Source organism: Rhodococcus sp. UNC23MFCrub1.1, assembly GCF_000686025.1.
In the GTDB taxonomy this organism is placed as follows: domain Bacteria; phylum Actinomycetota; class Actinomycetes; order Mycobacteriales; family Mycobacteriaceae; genus Rhodococcoides.
This window is the reverse complement of record NZ_JMLQ01000003.1, coordinates 385,299-398,693: the sequence shown is the minus strand read 5'-3', so window position 1 is coordinate 398,693 and position 13,395 is coordinate 385,299. Positions and strand designations below refer to the sequence as shown.

At 68.0% G+C, this 13,395-nt stretch carries 14 protein-coding genes; 7 read left to right on the top strand and 7 right to left on the bottom strand.

Translation table 11 applies throughout. From position 1 onward, the window contains the following. Nucleotides 1–127 precede the first annotated feature (127 nt). The 7 genes from BR07_RS0109840 (at nt 128) to BR07_RS0109810 (ending at nt 6,747) form a co-directional block, all read left to right on the top strand. Nucleotides 128–898 carry an SDR family oxidoreductase gene (locus BR07_RS0109840; protein WP_027505304.1) on the top strand — a complete coding sequence of 257 codons (771 nt, stop codon included), beginning with the start codon at nt 128–130 and terminating at the stop codon, nt 896–898. Next, complete coding sequence (locus BR07_RS24040) at nt 895–2,022, top strand: lycopene cyclase family protein (RefSeq protein ID WP_037185381.1); 1,128 nt, start codon at nt 895–897, stop codon at nt 2,020–2,022. Before BR07_RS0109840 ends, BR07_RS24040 begins: the two co-directional genes overlap by 4 nt. A gap of 43 nt (nt 2,023–2,065) precedes the next feature. Continuing rightward, nucleotides 2,066–3,088, top strand: coding sequence for a non-homologous end joining protein Ku (gene ku, locus BR07_RS0109830; protein WP_027505303.1), 1,023 nt, complete (start codon nt 2,066–2,068; stop codon nt 3,086–3,088). 183 nt (nt 3,089–3,271) lie between these two features. Further along, nucleotides 3,272–4,522 (top strand): SDR family oxidoreductase, encoded by a 1,251-nt coding sequence (locus BR07_RS24035; protein ID WP_081821191.1) that lies wholly within the window; start codon nt 3,272–3,274, stop codon nt 4,520–4,522. A 64-nt stretch (nt 4,523–4,586) separates the two neighbouring features. Continuing rightward, the gene (locus tag BR07_RS0109820) at nt 4,587–4,802 is read left to right on the top strand and encodes a hypothetical protein (protein WP_027505302.1); all 216 of its coding nucleotides are present in this window, start codon (nt 4,587–4,589) and stop codon (nt 4,800–4,802) included. Next, complete coding sequence (locus BR07_RS24030; RefSeq protein WP_081821190.1) at nt 4,799–5,560, top strand: phosphatidylserine decarboxylase; 762 nt, start codon at nt 4,799–4,801, stop codon at nt 5,558–5,560. Before BR07_RS0109820 ends, BR07_RS24030 begins: the two co-directional genes overlap by 4 nt. Next, nucleotides 5,557–6,747: a GNAT family N-acetyltransferase gene (locus BR07_RS0109810; RefSeq protein ID WP_051613225.1), complete on the top strand. Its 1,191-nt coding sequence runs from the start codon at nt 5,557–5,559 to the stop codon at nt 6,745–6,747. Before BR07_RS24030 ends, BR07_RS0109810 begins: the two co-directional genes overlap by 4 nt. 7 nt (nt 6,748–6,754) lie before the next feature. Here the strand turns inward: BR07_RS0109810 and BR07_RS0109805 are convergent, their stop codons facing one another. From BR07_RS0109805 to BR07_RS24025, 7 genes are read right to left on the bottom strand one after another with little or no spacing between them, the layout of a single operon-like run. After that, the gene (locus BR07_RS0109805) at nt 6,755–7,102 is read right to left on the bottom strand and encodes a metal-sulfur cluster assembly factor (RefSeq protein WP_027505300.1); all 348 of its coding nucleotides are present in this window, start codon (nt 7,100–7,102) and stop codon (nt 6,755–6,757) included. Next, complete coding sequence (sufU, locus tag BR07_RS0109800; protein ID WP_027505299.1) at nt 7,099–7,569, bottom strand: Fe-S cluster assembly sulfur transfer protein SufU; 471 nt, start codon at nt 7,567–7,569, stop codon at nt 7,099–7,101. Before sufU ends, BR07_RS0109805 begins: the two co-directional genes overlap by 4 nt. Then, nucleotides 7,566–8,834 carry a cysteine desulfurase gene (locus BR07_RS0109795; RefSeq protein WP_027505298.1) on the bottom strand — a complete coding sequence of 423 codons (1,269 nt, stop codon included), beginning with the start codon at nt 8,832–8,834 and terminating at the stop codon, nt 7,566–7,568. The genes sufU and BR07_RS0109795 overlap by 4 nt, the downstream gene beginning before the upstream one ends. Continuing rightward, on the bottom strand, nt 8,831–9,604 hold the full coding sequence (gene sufC / locus BR07_RS0109790) for a Fe-S cluster assembly ATPase SufC (RefSeq protein WP_027505297.1): 774 nt from the start codon (nt 9,602–9,604) through the stop codon (nt 8,831–8,833). Before sufC ends, BR07_RS0109795 begins: the two co-directional genes overlap by 4 nt. Nucleotides 9,605–9,653: 49 nt before the next feature. Continuing rightward, entirely contained in the window at nt 9,654–10,871 is a 1,218-nt protein-coding gene (gene sufD / locus BR07_RS0109785; protein WP_027505296.1) for a Fe-S cluster assembly protein SufD, read from the bottom strand. Further along, a complete protein-coding gene (gene sufB, locus BR07_RS0109780) occupies nt 10,868–12,319 on the bottom strand; it encodes a Fe-S cluster assembly protein SufB (RefSeq protein WP_027505295.1) in 1,452 nt (483 codons plus the stop codon). The genes sufD and sufB overlap by 4 nt, the downstream gene beginning before the upstream one ends. Further along, complete coding sequence (locus tag BR07_RS24025) at nt 12,316–13,245, bottom strand: helix-turn-helix transcriptional regulator (protein ID WP_155956981.1); 930 nt, start codon at nt 13,243–13,245, stop codon at nt 12,316–12,318. Before BR07_RS24025 ends, sufB begins: the two co-directional genes overlap by 4 nt. Between the last annotated feature and the right edge of the window lie 150 nt (nt 13,246–13,395).

The following is a 13,395-nucleotide window of genomic DNA, read 5'->3' as shown; positions in this document are numbered from 1 at the left end:
CGATCGTCGTAGTTGTCCGGTGGCAGACCGGGCGCAGCGCGAAGTCGACTGCGCAGCAATCCCTCATTTTAACGCCTCCGCGGGCTCCCACGGTCCACGCAGACGTGACTCCGCTAACGTTCGACGCATGGAGAAGGAACAGGATCTGCAGGGGCGTGTCGCCGTGGTCACCGGCGCGAGCCGCGGAATCGGTCGGGCCATCGCGGCCGACCTCCTCGCTCGCGGCGCCGCCGTGACGGTGACCGCCCGCAAGAAGGAGCAGCTCGACGCCACCGCCGAGGAGTTGCGCGCCGCGGTACCGGGGGCCACCGTGCTCGCCATCGCCGGCAACGCCGGGGACGAGGAGTCCCGCCGCGAGACGGTCGACCGCACGGTCGCCGAGCTCGGCTCACTCGACATTCTGATCAACAACACCGGCATCAATCCGGTGTACGGATCGCTGATGGAGGCCGATCTGGCCGGCGTCCGCAAGATCTTCGAGGTGAACGTCGTCGCGACACTCGGCTTCATCCAGGAGGCGCACCGAGCGTGGATGGGCGAGCACGGCGGCTCGGTCGTGAACCTCGCCAGCGTGGCGGGAATCCGATCCACCGGAGTCATCGCCGCGTACGGCTCGTCCAAGGCGGCGCTCATCCGGCTGACCGAGGAGCTCGCGTGGCAGCTCGGACCCTCGATCCGTGTGAACGCGGTGGCCCCGGGCGTCGTCAAGACCAAGTTCGCCGAGGCACTCGTCGCCAATGGTGAGGAGGCGGCGGCCGCCGGCTACCCGATGAAGCGGCTTGGAACGCCCGAGGACGTGGCCTCGCTCGTCGGGTTCCTCGTGTCCGACGCCGCGTCGTGGATCACCGGTGAGACGGTGCGCGTCGACGGCGGACTGCTGGCGACGGGAACGTTCTGACCGACGTCCTCGTCGTCGGCGCCGGCCCGTCCGGCCGCGCGGCGGCACATCGCTGCGCGGCCGCGGGGGCATCGGTGACTCTCGTCGACCCCCGTCCGGATCGTCGATGGATCAACACGTACGGGATGTGGACCGACGAGATTCCGGACTGGGTGCCGGAGTCGACGCGCGCGTCCACGTCCCGCTCCCCCGTCGTGGTCGGCACACGCCGACACGTGGTGGACCGTGAGTACTCGGTGCTCGACACCGGCCGACTGCAGGGCGGCCTCACGCTCGACGGAGTGTCGGTGGTCGCGGAGTCCGCGGCGGAGGTCACGCCCACGTCGGTGACCCTGCGGAACGGCACGACCCTGTCCGGCCGGACGGTGATCGACGCCCGTGGCTCGGCGGTGGGCCCCGGAGTCCCCGAGCAGACGGCCCACGGGGTCGTGGTCGACGAGGACACCGCCGCACGTGCCTGCGGCGGCGAGTCCGCGGTGATCATGGACTGGCGGCGGGACAACGGTGCCGACGCGGACGCGGTGCCGTCCTTCCTGTACGTCGTGCCGCTGGGCGGCGGCGCGGTCCTGCTCGAGGAGACCTGCCTGGTCGGCCGGCCCGGCCTCACCTCACCCGAGCTCGCGCGTCGGCTGCTCGCACGACTGGCCGCGCGGGGTGTGACTCTGCGCGGCGACGAGCCCGTCGAGCGGGTGCGCTTCGCGATGCGTCCGCCGACCCGATCGACCCGCGGGGTCGTCACCACCGGCACGCGGAGTCCGGCTCTGCACACCGCGACCGGGTACAGCGTCGCTGCCTCCCTGCGCCGAGCGGACGTGATCGCGTCGGCCGTGCTGGACGGCAGCGGCGTCGACTCGGCGGGATCGCGGGCGGTCACCCGGCTGCGGTCGGTGGGCGCGGACGCTCTGCTGTCCTTCCCGCCCGATGCCCTCGCGCCGTTCTTCGACCGATTCTTCGAGATGCCGTCGACGCTGCAACGGGCCTATCTGTCGTCGGACGACGACGTCGCCGGCATGTCCCGGGCGATGCTGACGCTGTTCTCGCGGATCGGTTCGTCCGACCGCCGCGTGATCCTCGGAGCGGTCCGTCGGGCGGTGTTCTCCGCAGCGGTGGGGACGCGTTCGTGACGGGTGGTGGAAATGTGACCGGGCGTGCCCCAAGATTGGACACATGCGATCGATCTGGAAAGGCTCCATCGCCTTCGGCCTGGTGAACGTCCCGGTCAAGGTGTACACGGCCACCGAGGACCACGACATCAAGTTCCATCAGGTCCACGGCAAGGACGGCGGTCGCATCAAGTACGACCGGAAGTGCTCCGTGTGCGGTGAGTCGGTGCAGTTCGCCGACATCGACAAGGCCTACGAGACCCCCGACGGCGACCGGGTGATCCTGACCGATCAGGACTTCTCGTCGCTGCCCGCCGCCGAGAAGCACGAGATCCCGGTTCTCGAGTTCGTGCCGACCGACCAGATCGATCCGATCCTGTTCGACAAGAGCTACTACCTGGAGCCCGACTCGACGTCCCCGAAGGCGTACGTGCTCCTCCGGGAGACCTTGTCCACGACCGATCGCACCGCACTGGTGCACTTCACGCTGCGACAGAAGACGCGCCTCGCGGCCCTGCGCGTGCACGACGACGTGCTGATGATCCAGACGCTGCTGTGGCCCGACGAGGTGCGGGCCGCCGAGTTCTCCTCGCTCGACGACGTCACCGCGCCCCGCCCCAACGAACTGAAGATGGCGGGGGCACTCGTCGAGAGCATGTCGGGCGACTTCGACCCGTCCGAGTACACCGACGACTACCAGATCGAACTCCGCAAGGTCCTCGACGAGATGATCGAGAACGGCGGCGAGAAGGTGGTGCACGCCGAACCGGAGGACACCGACTCGGGAGAGGACGCCGAGGTCGTCGACCTGGTCGCGGCACTCCAACGCAGCGTCGAGGCGGCGGGCCGGTCCGGCCGTGGTCGTCGCGGCGACACCGACTCGGCATCGACGAAGGACGAGTCGGGGAACGAAGAGTCCGCGACGAAGGCTCCGGCGAAGAAGGCAGCCGCGAAGAAGGCACCGGCCAAGAAGGCGGCGGCGAAGAAAGCGCCCGCCAAGAAGACGGCCGCGAAGAAGGCGGCGGCGAAGAAGGCCGGGAGCGGCACGTCGTCGGGCGACGAGGACCAGCAGCGCAAGGGGGCGTGAGGTCTCACGACCACGGCGTGCGCGTCCGCACGGGCCTCACAATCAAGTGCCCACGGAACCGTATGTCTCACAACGCCAAACGTGGTTGATCACCCCAAGGATGCTTTTACTCTCTCTGGAGAGACACAGCGAGTCGTCCCGGTCACACCGGCGACGGGCGCCGCATCCATCGGGGGAGATCACATGTTCGACGAGTACACGTTCAGCACCGTCGCCAACGACGGGCACCTGGTCAGTCCGGTCGTCGCTCTGACGGGCGACGCGCCGTCGCTGTTGTTCTCGCGAAAGTATGCGGACGTCGCGGCGCTGTCCGCCGGCGACCACGAGCTGCTGCGACCGATCGTCGATCCGAGCACCGCCGAGCAGGTGCGCCCCATGGCGCCGCCCGCCGACGAGATCGCGCTGGTGTTCGGTGCCAACGGCTTCGTCGGAGCGCATCTCGTCGCGGAACTGTCTCTGCGCCCCGGAATCACGACGGTCTACGCCGGTGTCCGATCCGCCGGCGACTCCTCCGCCGCCGAGCGTTTCGAGGAGACCGTCGCCCAGTACTCGATCACCGGGATCGATCTCGCGAAGATCGTCGTCATCGAGGCGGTTCCGACCCGGACGAACTTCGGTCTGGACGAGGACACCTACCTGCGGCTCCGCGGCACCGTCGACCAGGTGTTCAACTCGGCGAGTTCCACCGACTACGACTCCAGCTACCTCGAGTTGCGACAGGACTGGTTCGTCTCCCTGCTGCGCGTCGTCCAGTTCACCCTGGAGGACCGTCGCAAGCACCTCACCTACATGGGGTCGATCGGCGCCTTCATCTACACCAGCCCGGAGGACTTCCTGCGTCCCGATTCCTGGTGGTACTCGGGCTACTGCCAGATGAAGTGGATCAACGGTCAGCTCCTCGGATGGCTCGCACGGGACGGCGTCGCCTCCGTCACCCTGGTCGAGTCGCCTTACGTGCTCGGCAGCACCACCGTCGGCAAGGACCCGGGTCGCGTCTACAGCTTCTGGCGCGCGATCGAGCTGGCGAACAGTGTCGGTGCGATGTGGGACGGACCGGGCATGAACTACGCGCCCGTCGATGTGCTCGCGCGCGTGCTGGCGGACAACGCTCTCGGCGACGGCACGCTCCCCCACCTCGTGCCGTCCAATCCGGTGCCCTACAGCAACGCCGTCCTGGCATCGGCTCTCGGCCTGGACCTCGTGCCGTGGGCGGAGTTCAAGGCGATCGTCGACAGCAAGATCCCGGCGGAGAAGACGGCGTCCCTGCTCGGGTCCGACGTCAACGACCTCATCCGCCGTTCCAACGCACCGTCGCTCATGCCGTCGTCCTTCGACGGATCCTCGTGGGATCACGATGCGCTCTTCGCGCTGTACCTGTCGGTCATCCAGTTCCGCGACGCGACGGCGCGCCGACCCCGACTGGTCACCGCGTGAGCAGAAGCGCACAGACACGCGACGTCCTCGGTCGTGCACGATGAGTCGCGTCCCGCCGCAACCGATGTTCCTGGAAACCGGCGCGAGGTACCGGGTCCGGGTGTTCCTCGGCGATTTCGTGAACTTCACCCTCGGGCTCGTCTACTACGTCGCCTGCGCGACCCTCGGAGTGCTCGCCGTCGCGATCGACGCCGTGCTGCGCACCCATCTCTACGACGCGTTCATCGCACTGGTCGAGCGCATCGACCACGGTAAGGAGACGGTGGTGGAGCCGTCGTGACCAGAGCAGCCACCACCGCCGGAACCGTGGCTCTCGCCGCGCTCGTCGGCGGGTACTCGTACTGGCGCAGCGCCGCCTTTCTCCGTGATCCCGAGCGGTCGGTGCCCCCGGACCCGTCGTCCATCGTGTCGGCGGCCGACGGCTACATCACCTACGTCAAGCGTGTCGAGTCGGGCCAGATGCCGGTCGCCGTGAAGAAGCGGCGCACCATCCGGCTGTCCGAGTACGCCGGGATCGACTCCGACGCCAGCGGGTGGCTCGTCGGCACCTACATGACCGAGCACTCGGTCCACCGCAATCGCGCACCGATCGAGGGGGCGGTGGTGGTGCGTGAACACCGCGGCGCGGCGCCGTTCAACAGGTCGATGGCTCGCATGACGGCGAACCTGTTCCTGCACCGCACGCCCTACGACGAGGGGTGCGAGTACCTCCTGACCAACGAGCGGCTCACCATCGGTGTCCGGCACGCCGACGGTCCCACCGTCTTCGTCACGCAGATCGCCGATCTGTGGGTGGACCGGATCGTCGCCCACGTCGAGGTCGGTGAGAATCTCGCTCGCGGCGAGCAGTACGGCCTGATCCGCTTCGGGTCACAGTGCGACGTGTTCCTTCCCGACGCTCTGCTCGACGGCGACGTCCTGGTACGGCCGGGGCAGTACGTGTGGGCCGGTGAGTCGGTGCTCGCCCGGTCCGTCGTGCGGCCGGCACCGACGACCCGGAGCACGATGCAGGACGACCTCGAGGAGGCCCTCTCATGACCTCACGTACGGTCGGTCGGCCGGTCACGACCGCGGCCGTGACCATCACAGCGGTACGCACCCGTCGCGACTGGTCGGCCTTCGCGAAGGTCCCGTTCGCGGTCTATCGGAACGACCCGAACTGGATCCCCGGCGACATCGCGGACGTGGGCTCGATGCTGCGTCGGCCCTCTGAGGAGACGCAGAGCCGGATGACGAGTCAGGCGTTCCTCGCGTATCGCGGTCGGCGGCTCGTGGGGCGGATCGCGGCCATCGCCGACCTGGTCTTCATCTCGCACTACGAGGAGCAGACCGCGTACTTCGGCTACTTCGAGTGCCTCGACGACCGGGAGGCCGCGCACGCTCTGCTCGACGCCGTGGCCGCCTGGGCTCGGGGGCGGTCGCTGAGCACCGTGGTGGGTCCGATGAGCCCGTCATTGCTGTGGAGCGCGGGAGTGCTGGTGCACGGCAACGACATTCCGCCGCTGGTCGGGATGCCCCACAATCCCCCGTATTACGCCGATCTCCTCGAGTCGTGGGGTATGACCAGCATCAAGGAGTTCCACAGCTTCTATCACGACGACCCGCACACGCTCGTCCAGTCGCCGCCGTTCGCACGCAAGTACGCGATGGGCCAGAGGTGGAAGGCGCGATCGTCCGTCGTCGTCCGGCCGATGAATCCGGCGACGTTCGACGAGGACGTGGCCAAGCTGCGCGTGCTCTACAACACCGCATTCGCGTCGTTCTGGGGATTCACGCCCGTGGAACCCGACGAACTCGATGCGCTCGTGGCGACCATGCGTCCGATCCTCGATCCCGAGATCGTGCTGTTCGCCGAACTCGACGGCGAGGTCGTCGGCTTCGTCATGGGGATCCCGGACGTGAACAAGGCGGCCCTCGGAGCGGTGCGCTCACGGTTCGGCATCGTGCGCGATCTCCACACGATCGCGCGGTGGCGGGGGCCCGGCGGACGCAGACACCGCACGCACGTGCGGCTCGACATGATGTTCGTGGACCCGAGCTGCCCCGACAAGGGCACCTCGGCACTGCTGATCTTCGAACTGTTCCAGCGCATCCACGACGGCGGATACGCCTCCGTGGAAGCAGCCCCCGTGCTGGCGGACGGAGGCTGGTTCCACTCGGTGCGTTCGTCCTACCCGGTGGACCCGAGCAGGACGTACCGCATCTTCTCGCGTGAAATCGGGTGAGCCGGCTCTAGACGGTGAAGCCGAGCGCGCGCAGCTGCTCGCGGCCGTCGTCGGTGATCTTGTCCGGTCCCCACGGCGGCATCCAGACCCAGTTGATCTTGAGGTCCTCGGCCAAGCCACTGCGCACCAGGGCGGTGCGGCTCTGGTCCTCGATGACGTCGGTCAACGGGCACGCCGCGGACGTCAGCGTCATGTCGAGGGTGACCACGGCCTCGTCGTCGATGGTGATTCCGTAGACCAGTCCGAGGTCGACGACGTTGATGCCGAGCTCGGGGTCGACGACGTCACGCATGGCCTCCTCGAGGTCTTCGATGACGGAATCGGGCGCCACTGCGCCGTTGTCGGTATCGGTCATGATCGTCCTCCACTGTTCGCGTGCTCGTCCTGCGTCTCCACAGTACGAACAACGGCGTCCTTGAATGCCATCCATCCGAGCAGCGCGCACTTCACGCGTGCCGGGTACTTCGCCACACCCGCGAAGGCGATGCCGTCGCCGATGACGTCCTCGTCCCCCTCGACGGTGCCGCGGCTGCCGACCATCGCCGAGAAGGCGTCCACCGTGAGAAGCGCGTCCTCGACGGAGAGTCCGACGACCTGGTCGGTCAGGACCGAGGTGGCCGCCTGACTGATGGAGCACCCCTGCCCGTCGTAGGACACGTCGGCCACGACACCGTCGGCGACGTTCACGCGCAACGTGACCTCGTCACCGCACGTGGGGTTGACGTGGTGCACCTCGGCGCCGAACGGCTCGCGGAGCCCACGACCGTGCGGGTGCTTGTAGTGATCGAGGATCACTTCCTGGTACATCTGTTCCATTCTCACGCGGCACCGCCGACGCCGAAGAACGTCTGTGCCGTGCGGATCGCGTCGCGCAGCGCGTGCACTTCCTCCACCGTGTTGTAGACGGCGAACGAGGCACGGGCCGTCGCGGCCACGCCGAAACGACGGTGCAGCGGCCACGCGCAGTGATGCCCGACGCGGATGGCGACGCCCTCGTCGTCGAGGATCTGCCCCAGATCGTGCGCATGGATGCCGTCGACGACGAACGACACGGCTCCCCCGCGATCCTGCGTGACCGTGGGCCCGATGATGCGGAGCCCGTCGATGGTGGCGAGTTCCGACAGTGCGGCAGCAGTGAGCGTCTGTTCGTGCGCGGCGACGGCGTCCATCCCCAGCGCGTTCAGGTACTCCACGGCCGCACCCAGACCGACGACCTGCGACGTCATGGGCACACCGGCCTCGAACCGCTGCGGGGGCGGTGCGTAGGTGGTCTGTTCCATCGTCACGGTCTCGATCATCGACCCGCCGGTGATGAAGGGAGGCATGTCGGCCAGGAGCGCAGCCTTGCCGTACAGGACACCGACCCCGGACGGTCCGAGCATCTTGTGCCCGGAGAACGCCGCGAAGTCGACGTCGAGCGCGGAGACGTCCACCGGCATGTGCGGCACCGACTGGCAGGCGTCGAGGACGACCAGTGCGTCGACCGCCCGTGCACGACGGACGAGTTCCTCGGTGGGAGCCACCGCGCCCGTCACGTTGGACTGGTGGGTGAACGCGACCACGCGCGTGCGGTCGGTGAGCTCGAGCGAGTCGAGGTCGATCCGGCCGTCGTCGGTGACCCCGTACCACCGGAGCGTCGCACCGGTGCGACGTGAGAGCTCCTGCCACGGAACCAGATTCGCGTGGTGTTCGAGCTCGGTGATGACGATCTCGTCACCGGGACGCAGTGACCGCGCGAAGCGGTCGTCGCCGAGGACGTGCGTCACGAGGTTCAGCGACTCGGTGGCGTTCTTGGTGAACACGATCTCGTCCGCGCGGGCACCCACGAAGGCCGCGATGCCCGCGCGGGCACCCTCGTAGGCGTCCGTGGCCTCCTCGGCCAGCTGGTGGGCCCCGCGGTGCACGGCGGCGTTGCAGGTGGTGAGGAAGTGCCGCTCGGCATCGAGCACCTGCACCGGACGTTGAGACGTCGCGCCGGAGTCGAGGTACACGAGAGGCTTGTCGTCGCGCACGGTACGACCGAGGATCGGGAAGTCCTCCCGAAGCCTCGCGACGTCCAGGGTGCCGACCGACGCGACGGCCGTCATGCGCCCGCGGTGGTCTTCGTGAAGCGCTCGTATCCGTTGGCCTCGAGCTCGTCGGCCAGCTCGGGTCCACCGGACTCGACGATGCGGCCCGCGGAGAACACGTGTACGTGATCGGGCGTGATGTAGCGCAAGATGCGGGTGTAGTGCGTGATCAGGAGAATGCCGCCGTTCTCCCGCTCCTTGTAGCGGTTGACACCCTCCGACACGACCCGCAGGGCGTCGACGTCGAGGCCCGAGTCGGTCTCGTCGAGGATGGCGATCTTCGGCTTGAGCAGACCCAGCTGCAGGATCTCGTGGCGCTTCTTCTCGCCGCCGGAGAAGCCTTCGTTGACGCTGCGCTCGGCGAAGGCCGGATCGATGTCGAGCTCGGTCATCGCCTCCTTGGCCTCCTTCACCCAGTGCCGCAGCTTCGGGGCCTCGCCGCGCACGGCGGTGGCCGCGGTGCGGAGGAAGTTGGACATGGAGACACCGGGAACCTCGACGGGGTACTGCATCGCGAGGAACAGGCCGGCGCGAGCACGCTCGTCCACGGACATCTCCTGCACGTCCTCACCGTCGAGCAGGATGGTGCCCGAGGTGACGCGGTACTTGGGATGACCGGCGATCGCGTAGGAGAGCGTCGACTTGCCCGAGCCGTTGGGGCCCATGATGGCGTGCGTCTCGCCCGACGAGACCGTCAGATCGACGCCCTTCAGGATCTCGATCGGCTGCGCGGCGTCGTCGGTGTTCGCGACGTCGACGTGCAGATCGCGGATTTCGAGAGTGGACATGATGTTCCTTGCCTGTCTGTGAATCGGGAGAAGGTGGTCGCGCGAGGGGTCAGACGCCGGTGATGGCGAGTTCCGCCTCGACCGCGTCGGAGAGACGCTCACGGATGGACGCGACCGGGATCTTCGCGATGATGTCGTGGAAGAAACCGCGCACGACGAGCTTGCGTGCCTGGTCCTCAGGGATGCCGCGAGCACGGAGGTAGAACAGCTGCTCGTCGTCGAAGCGACCCGTGGCACTCGCGTGACCGGCCCCGACGATCTCGCCGGTCTCGATCTCGAGGTTCGGGACGGAGTCCGCGCGCGCGCCGTCGGTGAGAATCAGGTTGCGGTTGAGCTCGAACGTGTCCGTGCCCTCCGCCTTCGCACCGATGACGACGTCGCCGACCCACACGGTGTGGGTGTCGGGCTTCTTCGACGCCGGGTCGCCCTGCAGGGCGCCCTTGTAGACCACGTTGGACTTGCAGTGCGGCGCGGTGTGGTTGACCAGCAGGCGCTGCTCGAGATGCTGACCGTCGTCCGCGAAGTACAGGCCCAGGAGCTCGGCGTCGCCACCCGGACCGGTGAAGTTCACCGTCGGGGTCAGGCGCACCAGGTCGCCGCCGAGGCTGACCGACACGTAACGCAGGACGCTGTCGCGGCCCACCTTCGCGTGATGCGACGCGACGTGCACCGCGTCGTCGTCCCACTCCTGCAGCGCGACGACCGTGAGGTGTGCGCTGTCCGCGACGACGAACTCGACATTCTCGGCGTAGGTTCCGCTGCCGCGCTGCTCGAGCACGACGGTCGCCTTGGCGAACGCCTCGACGCGGATCTGGACGTGGCCGTAGGCGACGACGTCCGCTCCCGGACCGTCGACCGTCACGATCAGCGGATCCGCGAGCTCTGCCTCGGAGGCCACCGTGACGACGGTGGCCGAGTCGAAGGACGAGTACGCCTGGGCAGCGACCCGATCGGCCGGCGCACCCGCGGTGCCGAGCCGCGCGTCGTCACGACCGACGGTCTCGACGCGCACGGAGTCGGGCGCGTCGGTGACCGTCACGGTCGCGGAGCCCGTGGCCACGGCGGTGCCGTCGTGGAGACCGCGCAGGCGCCGCAGCGGTGTGAAGCGCCAGATCTCGTCGCGGCCGGACGGCACCTCGAACGCGGCGACGTCGTAGGACGAGAACTGCGCGCCCTTGTTCGCGACGATCGCGCGCTTGTTCTCGGTGGCGGGGTTCTCGCCGGTGACGGCAGCCTTCACCCCGGTGTCGGTGTGGGGCAGGGTCATCCGACCGATCCCTCCATCTGCAGCTCGATCAGACGGTTGAGCTCGAGGGCGTACTCCATCGGGAGTTCCTTCGCGATGGGCTCGACGAAGCCGCGCACCACCATGGCCATCGCCTCGTCCTCGGTCATGCCGCGGCTCATCAGGTAGAACAGCTGATCGTCGCTGACCTTGGAGACGGTGGCCTCGTGGCCCATCGTCACGTCGTCCTCACGGATGTCGACGTACGGGTAGGTGTCGCTGCGGCTGATCTGATCGACCAGGAGTGCGTCGCACTTGACGGTCGACTTCGACCCGTGCGCGCCCTTGTTGATCTGGATCAGGCCGCGGTACGACGCCCGGCCGCCGCCGCGAGCGACGGACTTGCTCACGATGTTGGACGACGTGTTCGGCGCGAGGTGGAGCATCTTCGAGCCGGTGTCCTGGTGCTGGCCCTCGCCGGCGAACGCCACCGACAGAACCTCGCCCTTGGCGTGCTCACCGGTCATCCACACGGCCGGGTACTTCATCGTGACCTTCGAGCCGATGTTGCCGTCGATCCACTCCATCGTCGCGCCGGCCTCGGCCTTCGCGCGCTTGGTGACGAGGTTGTAGACGTTGTTCGACCAGTTCTGGATGGTGGTGTAGCGGCACCGACCACCCTTCTTCACGATGATCTCGACGACCGCCGAGTGCAGCGAGTCGGACTTGTAGATCGGGGCGGTGCAGCCCTCGACGTAGTGCACGTACGCACCCTCGTCGACGATGATGAGCGTCCGCTCGAACTGACCCATGTTCTCGGTGTTGATGCGGAAGTAGGCCTGCAGCGGGATGTCGACATGGACGCCCGGCGGCACGTAGATGAAGGACCCACCGGACCACACCGCGGTGTTCAGCGCGGAGAACTTGTTGTCACCGGCCGGGATCACCGAGCCGAAGTACTCCTGGAACAGCTCCGGGTGCTCACGCAGACCCGAGTCGGTGTCCAGGAAGATGACGCCCTGCTCCTCGAGATCCTCGCGGATCGAGTGATAGACGACCTCGGACTCGTACTGAGCGGCGACACCCGACACGAGGCGCTGCTTCTCCGCCTCCGGGATGCCGAGGCGGTCGTACGTGTTCTTGATGTCGGCGGGCAGATCGTCCCACGTGGCGGCCTGCTTCTCGCTGGACCGCACGAAGTACTTGATGTTGTCGAAGTCGATGCCGTCGAGGTTCGAGCCCCAGTTCGGCATGGGCTTGCGCTCGAACGTGCGCAACGCCTTGAGGCGTGCCTCGAGCATCCACTCGGGCTCGCTCTTCTTGTCGGAGATGTCGCGGACGACGGCGTCGCTGATGCCGCGCTTGGCGCTCGCACCGGCGACGTCGGAGTCGGACCAGCCGTATCCGTAGGTCCCGAGAGACGCGATGGTCTCGTCCTGCGTGAGTGTCGCGGGCACCGTGGGGGTCACCTGGTCTGGTGTGACGGTCATGCGGGCTCCTTCCGGAGACGATCGAGCGGGCTGTTCGGGCTGGAGCTGGTGGTACGGGCCGAATCGAGAGCTGTGCGGTCGTGGTGGACCGTGCCGCTGTCGGCAGCATCACTCGGTGCAACGCCGACATCGTCGTCGGTATTGCCTGATTCGGGAGTCGAGAGTGTGCGAAGGGGCACATGGGTGGTGCACGCGCAGTCGCCGTTGGCGATGGTGGCGAGGCGCTGCACGTGCGTTCCGAGCAGATCGGCGAACGCTTCGCGCTCGGCGGTGCACAGCTCGGGGAACTCGGCCGCGACGTGCGAGACCGGGCAGTGGTGCTGGCAGATCTGCACCCCGTTGCCGACCGGGCGGGTGGAGGCGGCGAAGCCGGACTCGGTCAGCGCCTCGGCGATGGAGTCGGCCGTCTCGGAGACGGACTGCTGCGAGGACGTGTCGGCAGGCTCGACGTCGCCCACGATGGACTGGATGCGTCGGCGGGCGAACGTGCGCACCGCGTCGTCGCCGCCGATCTCCCGTAGGTGCCGCATGGCCGCACCCGCGAGATCGTCGTACGAGTGGCCGAGTCGAGAGCGTCCGTGCGCGGTCAGGGAGAACAGCTTCGCGGGGCGACCGCGGGTACGTGCACCGGGACGCGAGGTCATCGTGACGCGCGCGTCGCCCGCGTCGATGAGAGCATCGAGGTGGCGCCGCACGCCGGCGGCGCTGATGCCCAGACGGGACCCGACCTGGGTGGCGCTGATCGGACCCTCCTCGAGCAGGAGCGTCACGACGGACGACCGCGTGCGACCCTCCGACGTTGCCGAGCCCGACGTTGCCGAGCCCGACGTTGCTGGACCAGATCCCGAAGCCGGGGTGACATTGACCGACGCGACGTCGGCGCGGGCGCTGACGCGCTCGCCGGAACGTTCGGTAGTCGTTTTCACAACACCAGTGTGACCGAATTACCGGTGAGGTTCCAGCAAGGGCACCCTGGGTAGCAGGGCCGATGCCGCGGCGACGTTCGTGATCGGCGCCGGTGTCGATACGCTCCGTTCTGTGCCCGCACCTGCCGACGACTCCGTGCCCTCCGCGCC

Coding starts and splice junctions, on each gene's coding strand:
- sufD (WP_027505296.1), bottom strand. CDS start 10,871: ATGACCCTGCCCCACACCGACACCGGGGTGAAGGCTGCCGTCACCGGC.
- BR07_RS0109840 (WP_027505304.1), top strand. CDS start 128: ATGGAGAAGGAACAGGATCTGCAGGGGCGTGTCGCCGTGGTCACCGGC.
- sufB (WP_027505295.1), bottom strand. CDS start 12,319: ATGACCGTCACACCAGACCAGGTGACCCCCACGGTGCCCGCGACACTC.
- BR07_RS0109805 (WP_027505300.1), bottom strand. CDS start 7,102: ATGACCGATACCGACAACGGCGCAGTGGCGCCCGATTCCGTCATCGAA.
- ku (WP_027505303.1), top strand. CDS start 2,066: ATGCGATCGATCTGGAAAGGCTCCATCGCCTTCGGCCTGGTGAACGTC.
- sufC (WP_027505297.1), bottom strand. CDS start 9,604: ATGTCCACTCTCGAAATCCGCGATCTGCACGTCGACGTCGCGAACACC.
- BR07_RS0109820 (WP_027505302.1), top strand. CDS start 4,587: ATGTTCCTGGAAACCGGCGCGAGGTACCGGGTCCGGGTGTTCCTCGGC.
- BR07_RS0109795 (WP_027505298.1), bottom strand. CDS start 8,834: ATGACGGCCGTCGCGTCGGTCGGCACCCTGGACGTCGCGAGGCTTCGG.
- BR07_RS24035 (WP_081821191.1), top strand. CDS start 3,272: ATGTTCGACGAGTACACGTTCAGCACCGTCGCCAACGACGGGCACCTG.
- BR07_RS0109810 (WP_051613225.1), top strand. CDS start 5,557: ATGACCTCACGTACGGTCGGTCGGCCGGTCACGACCGCGGCCGTGACC.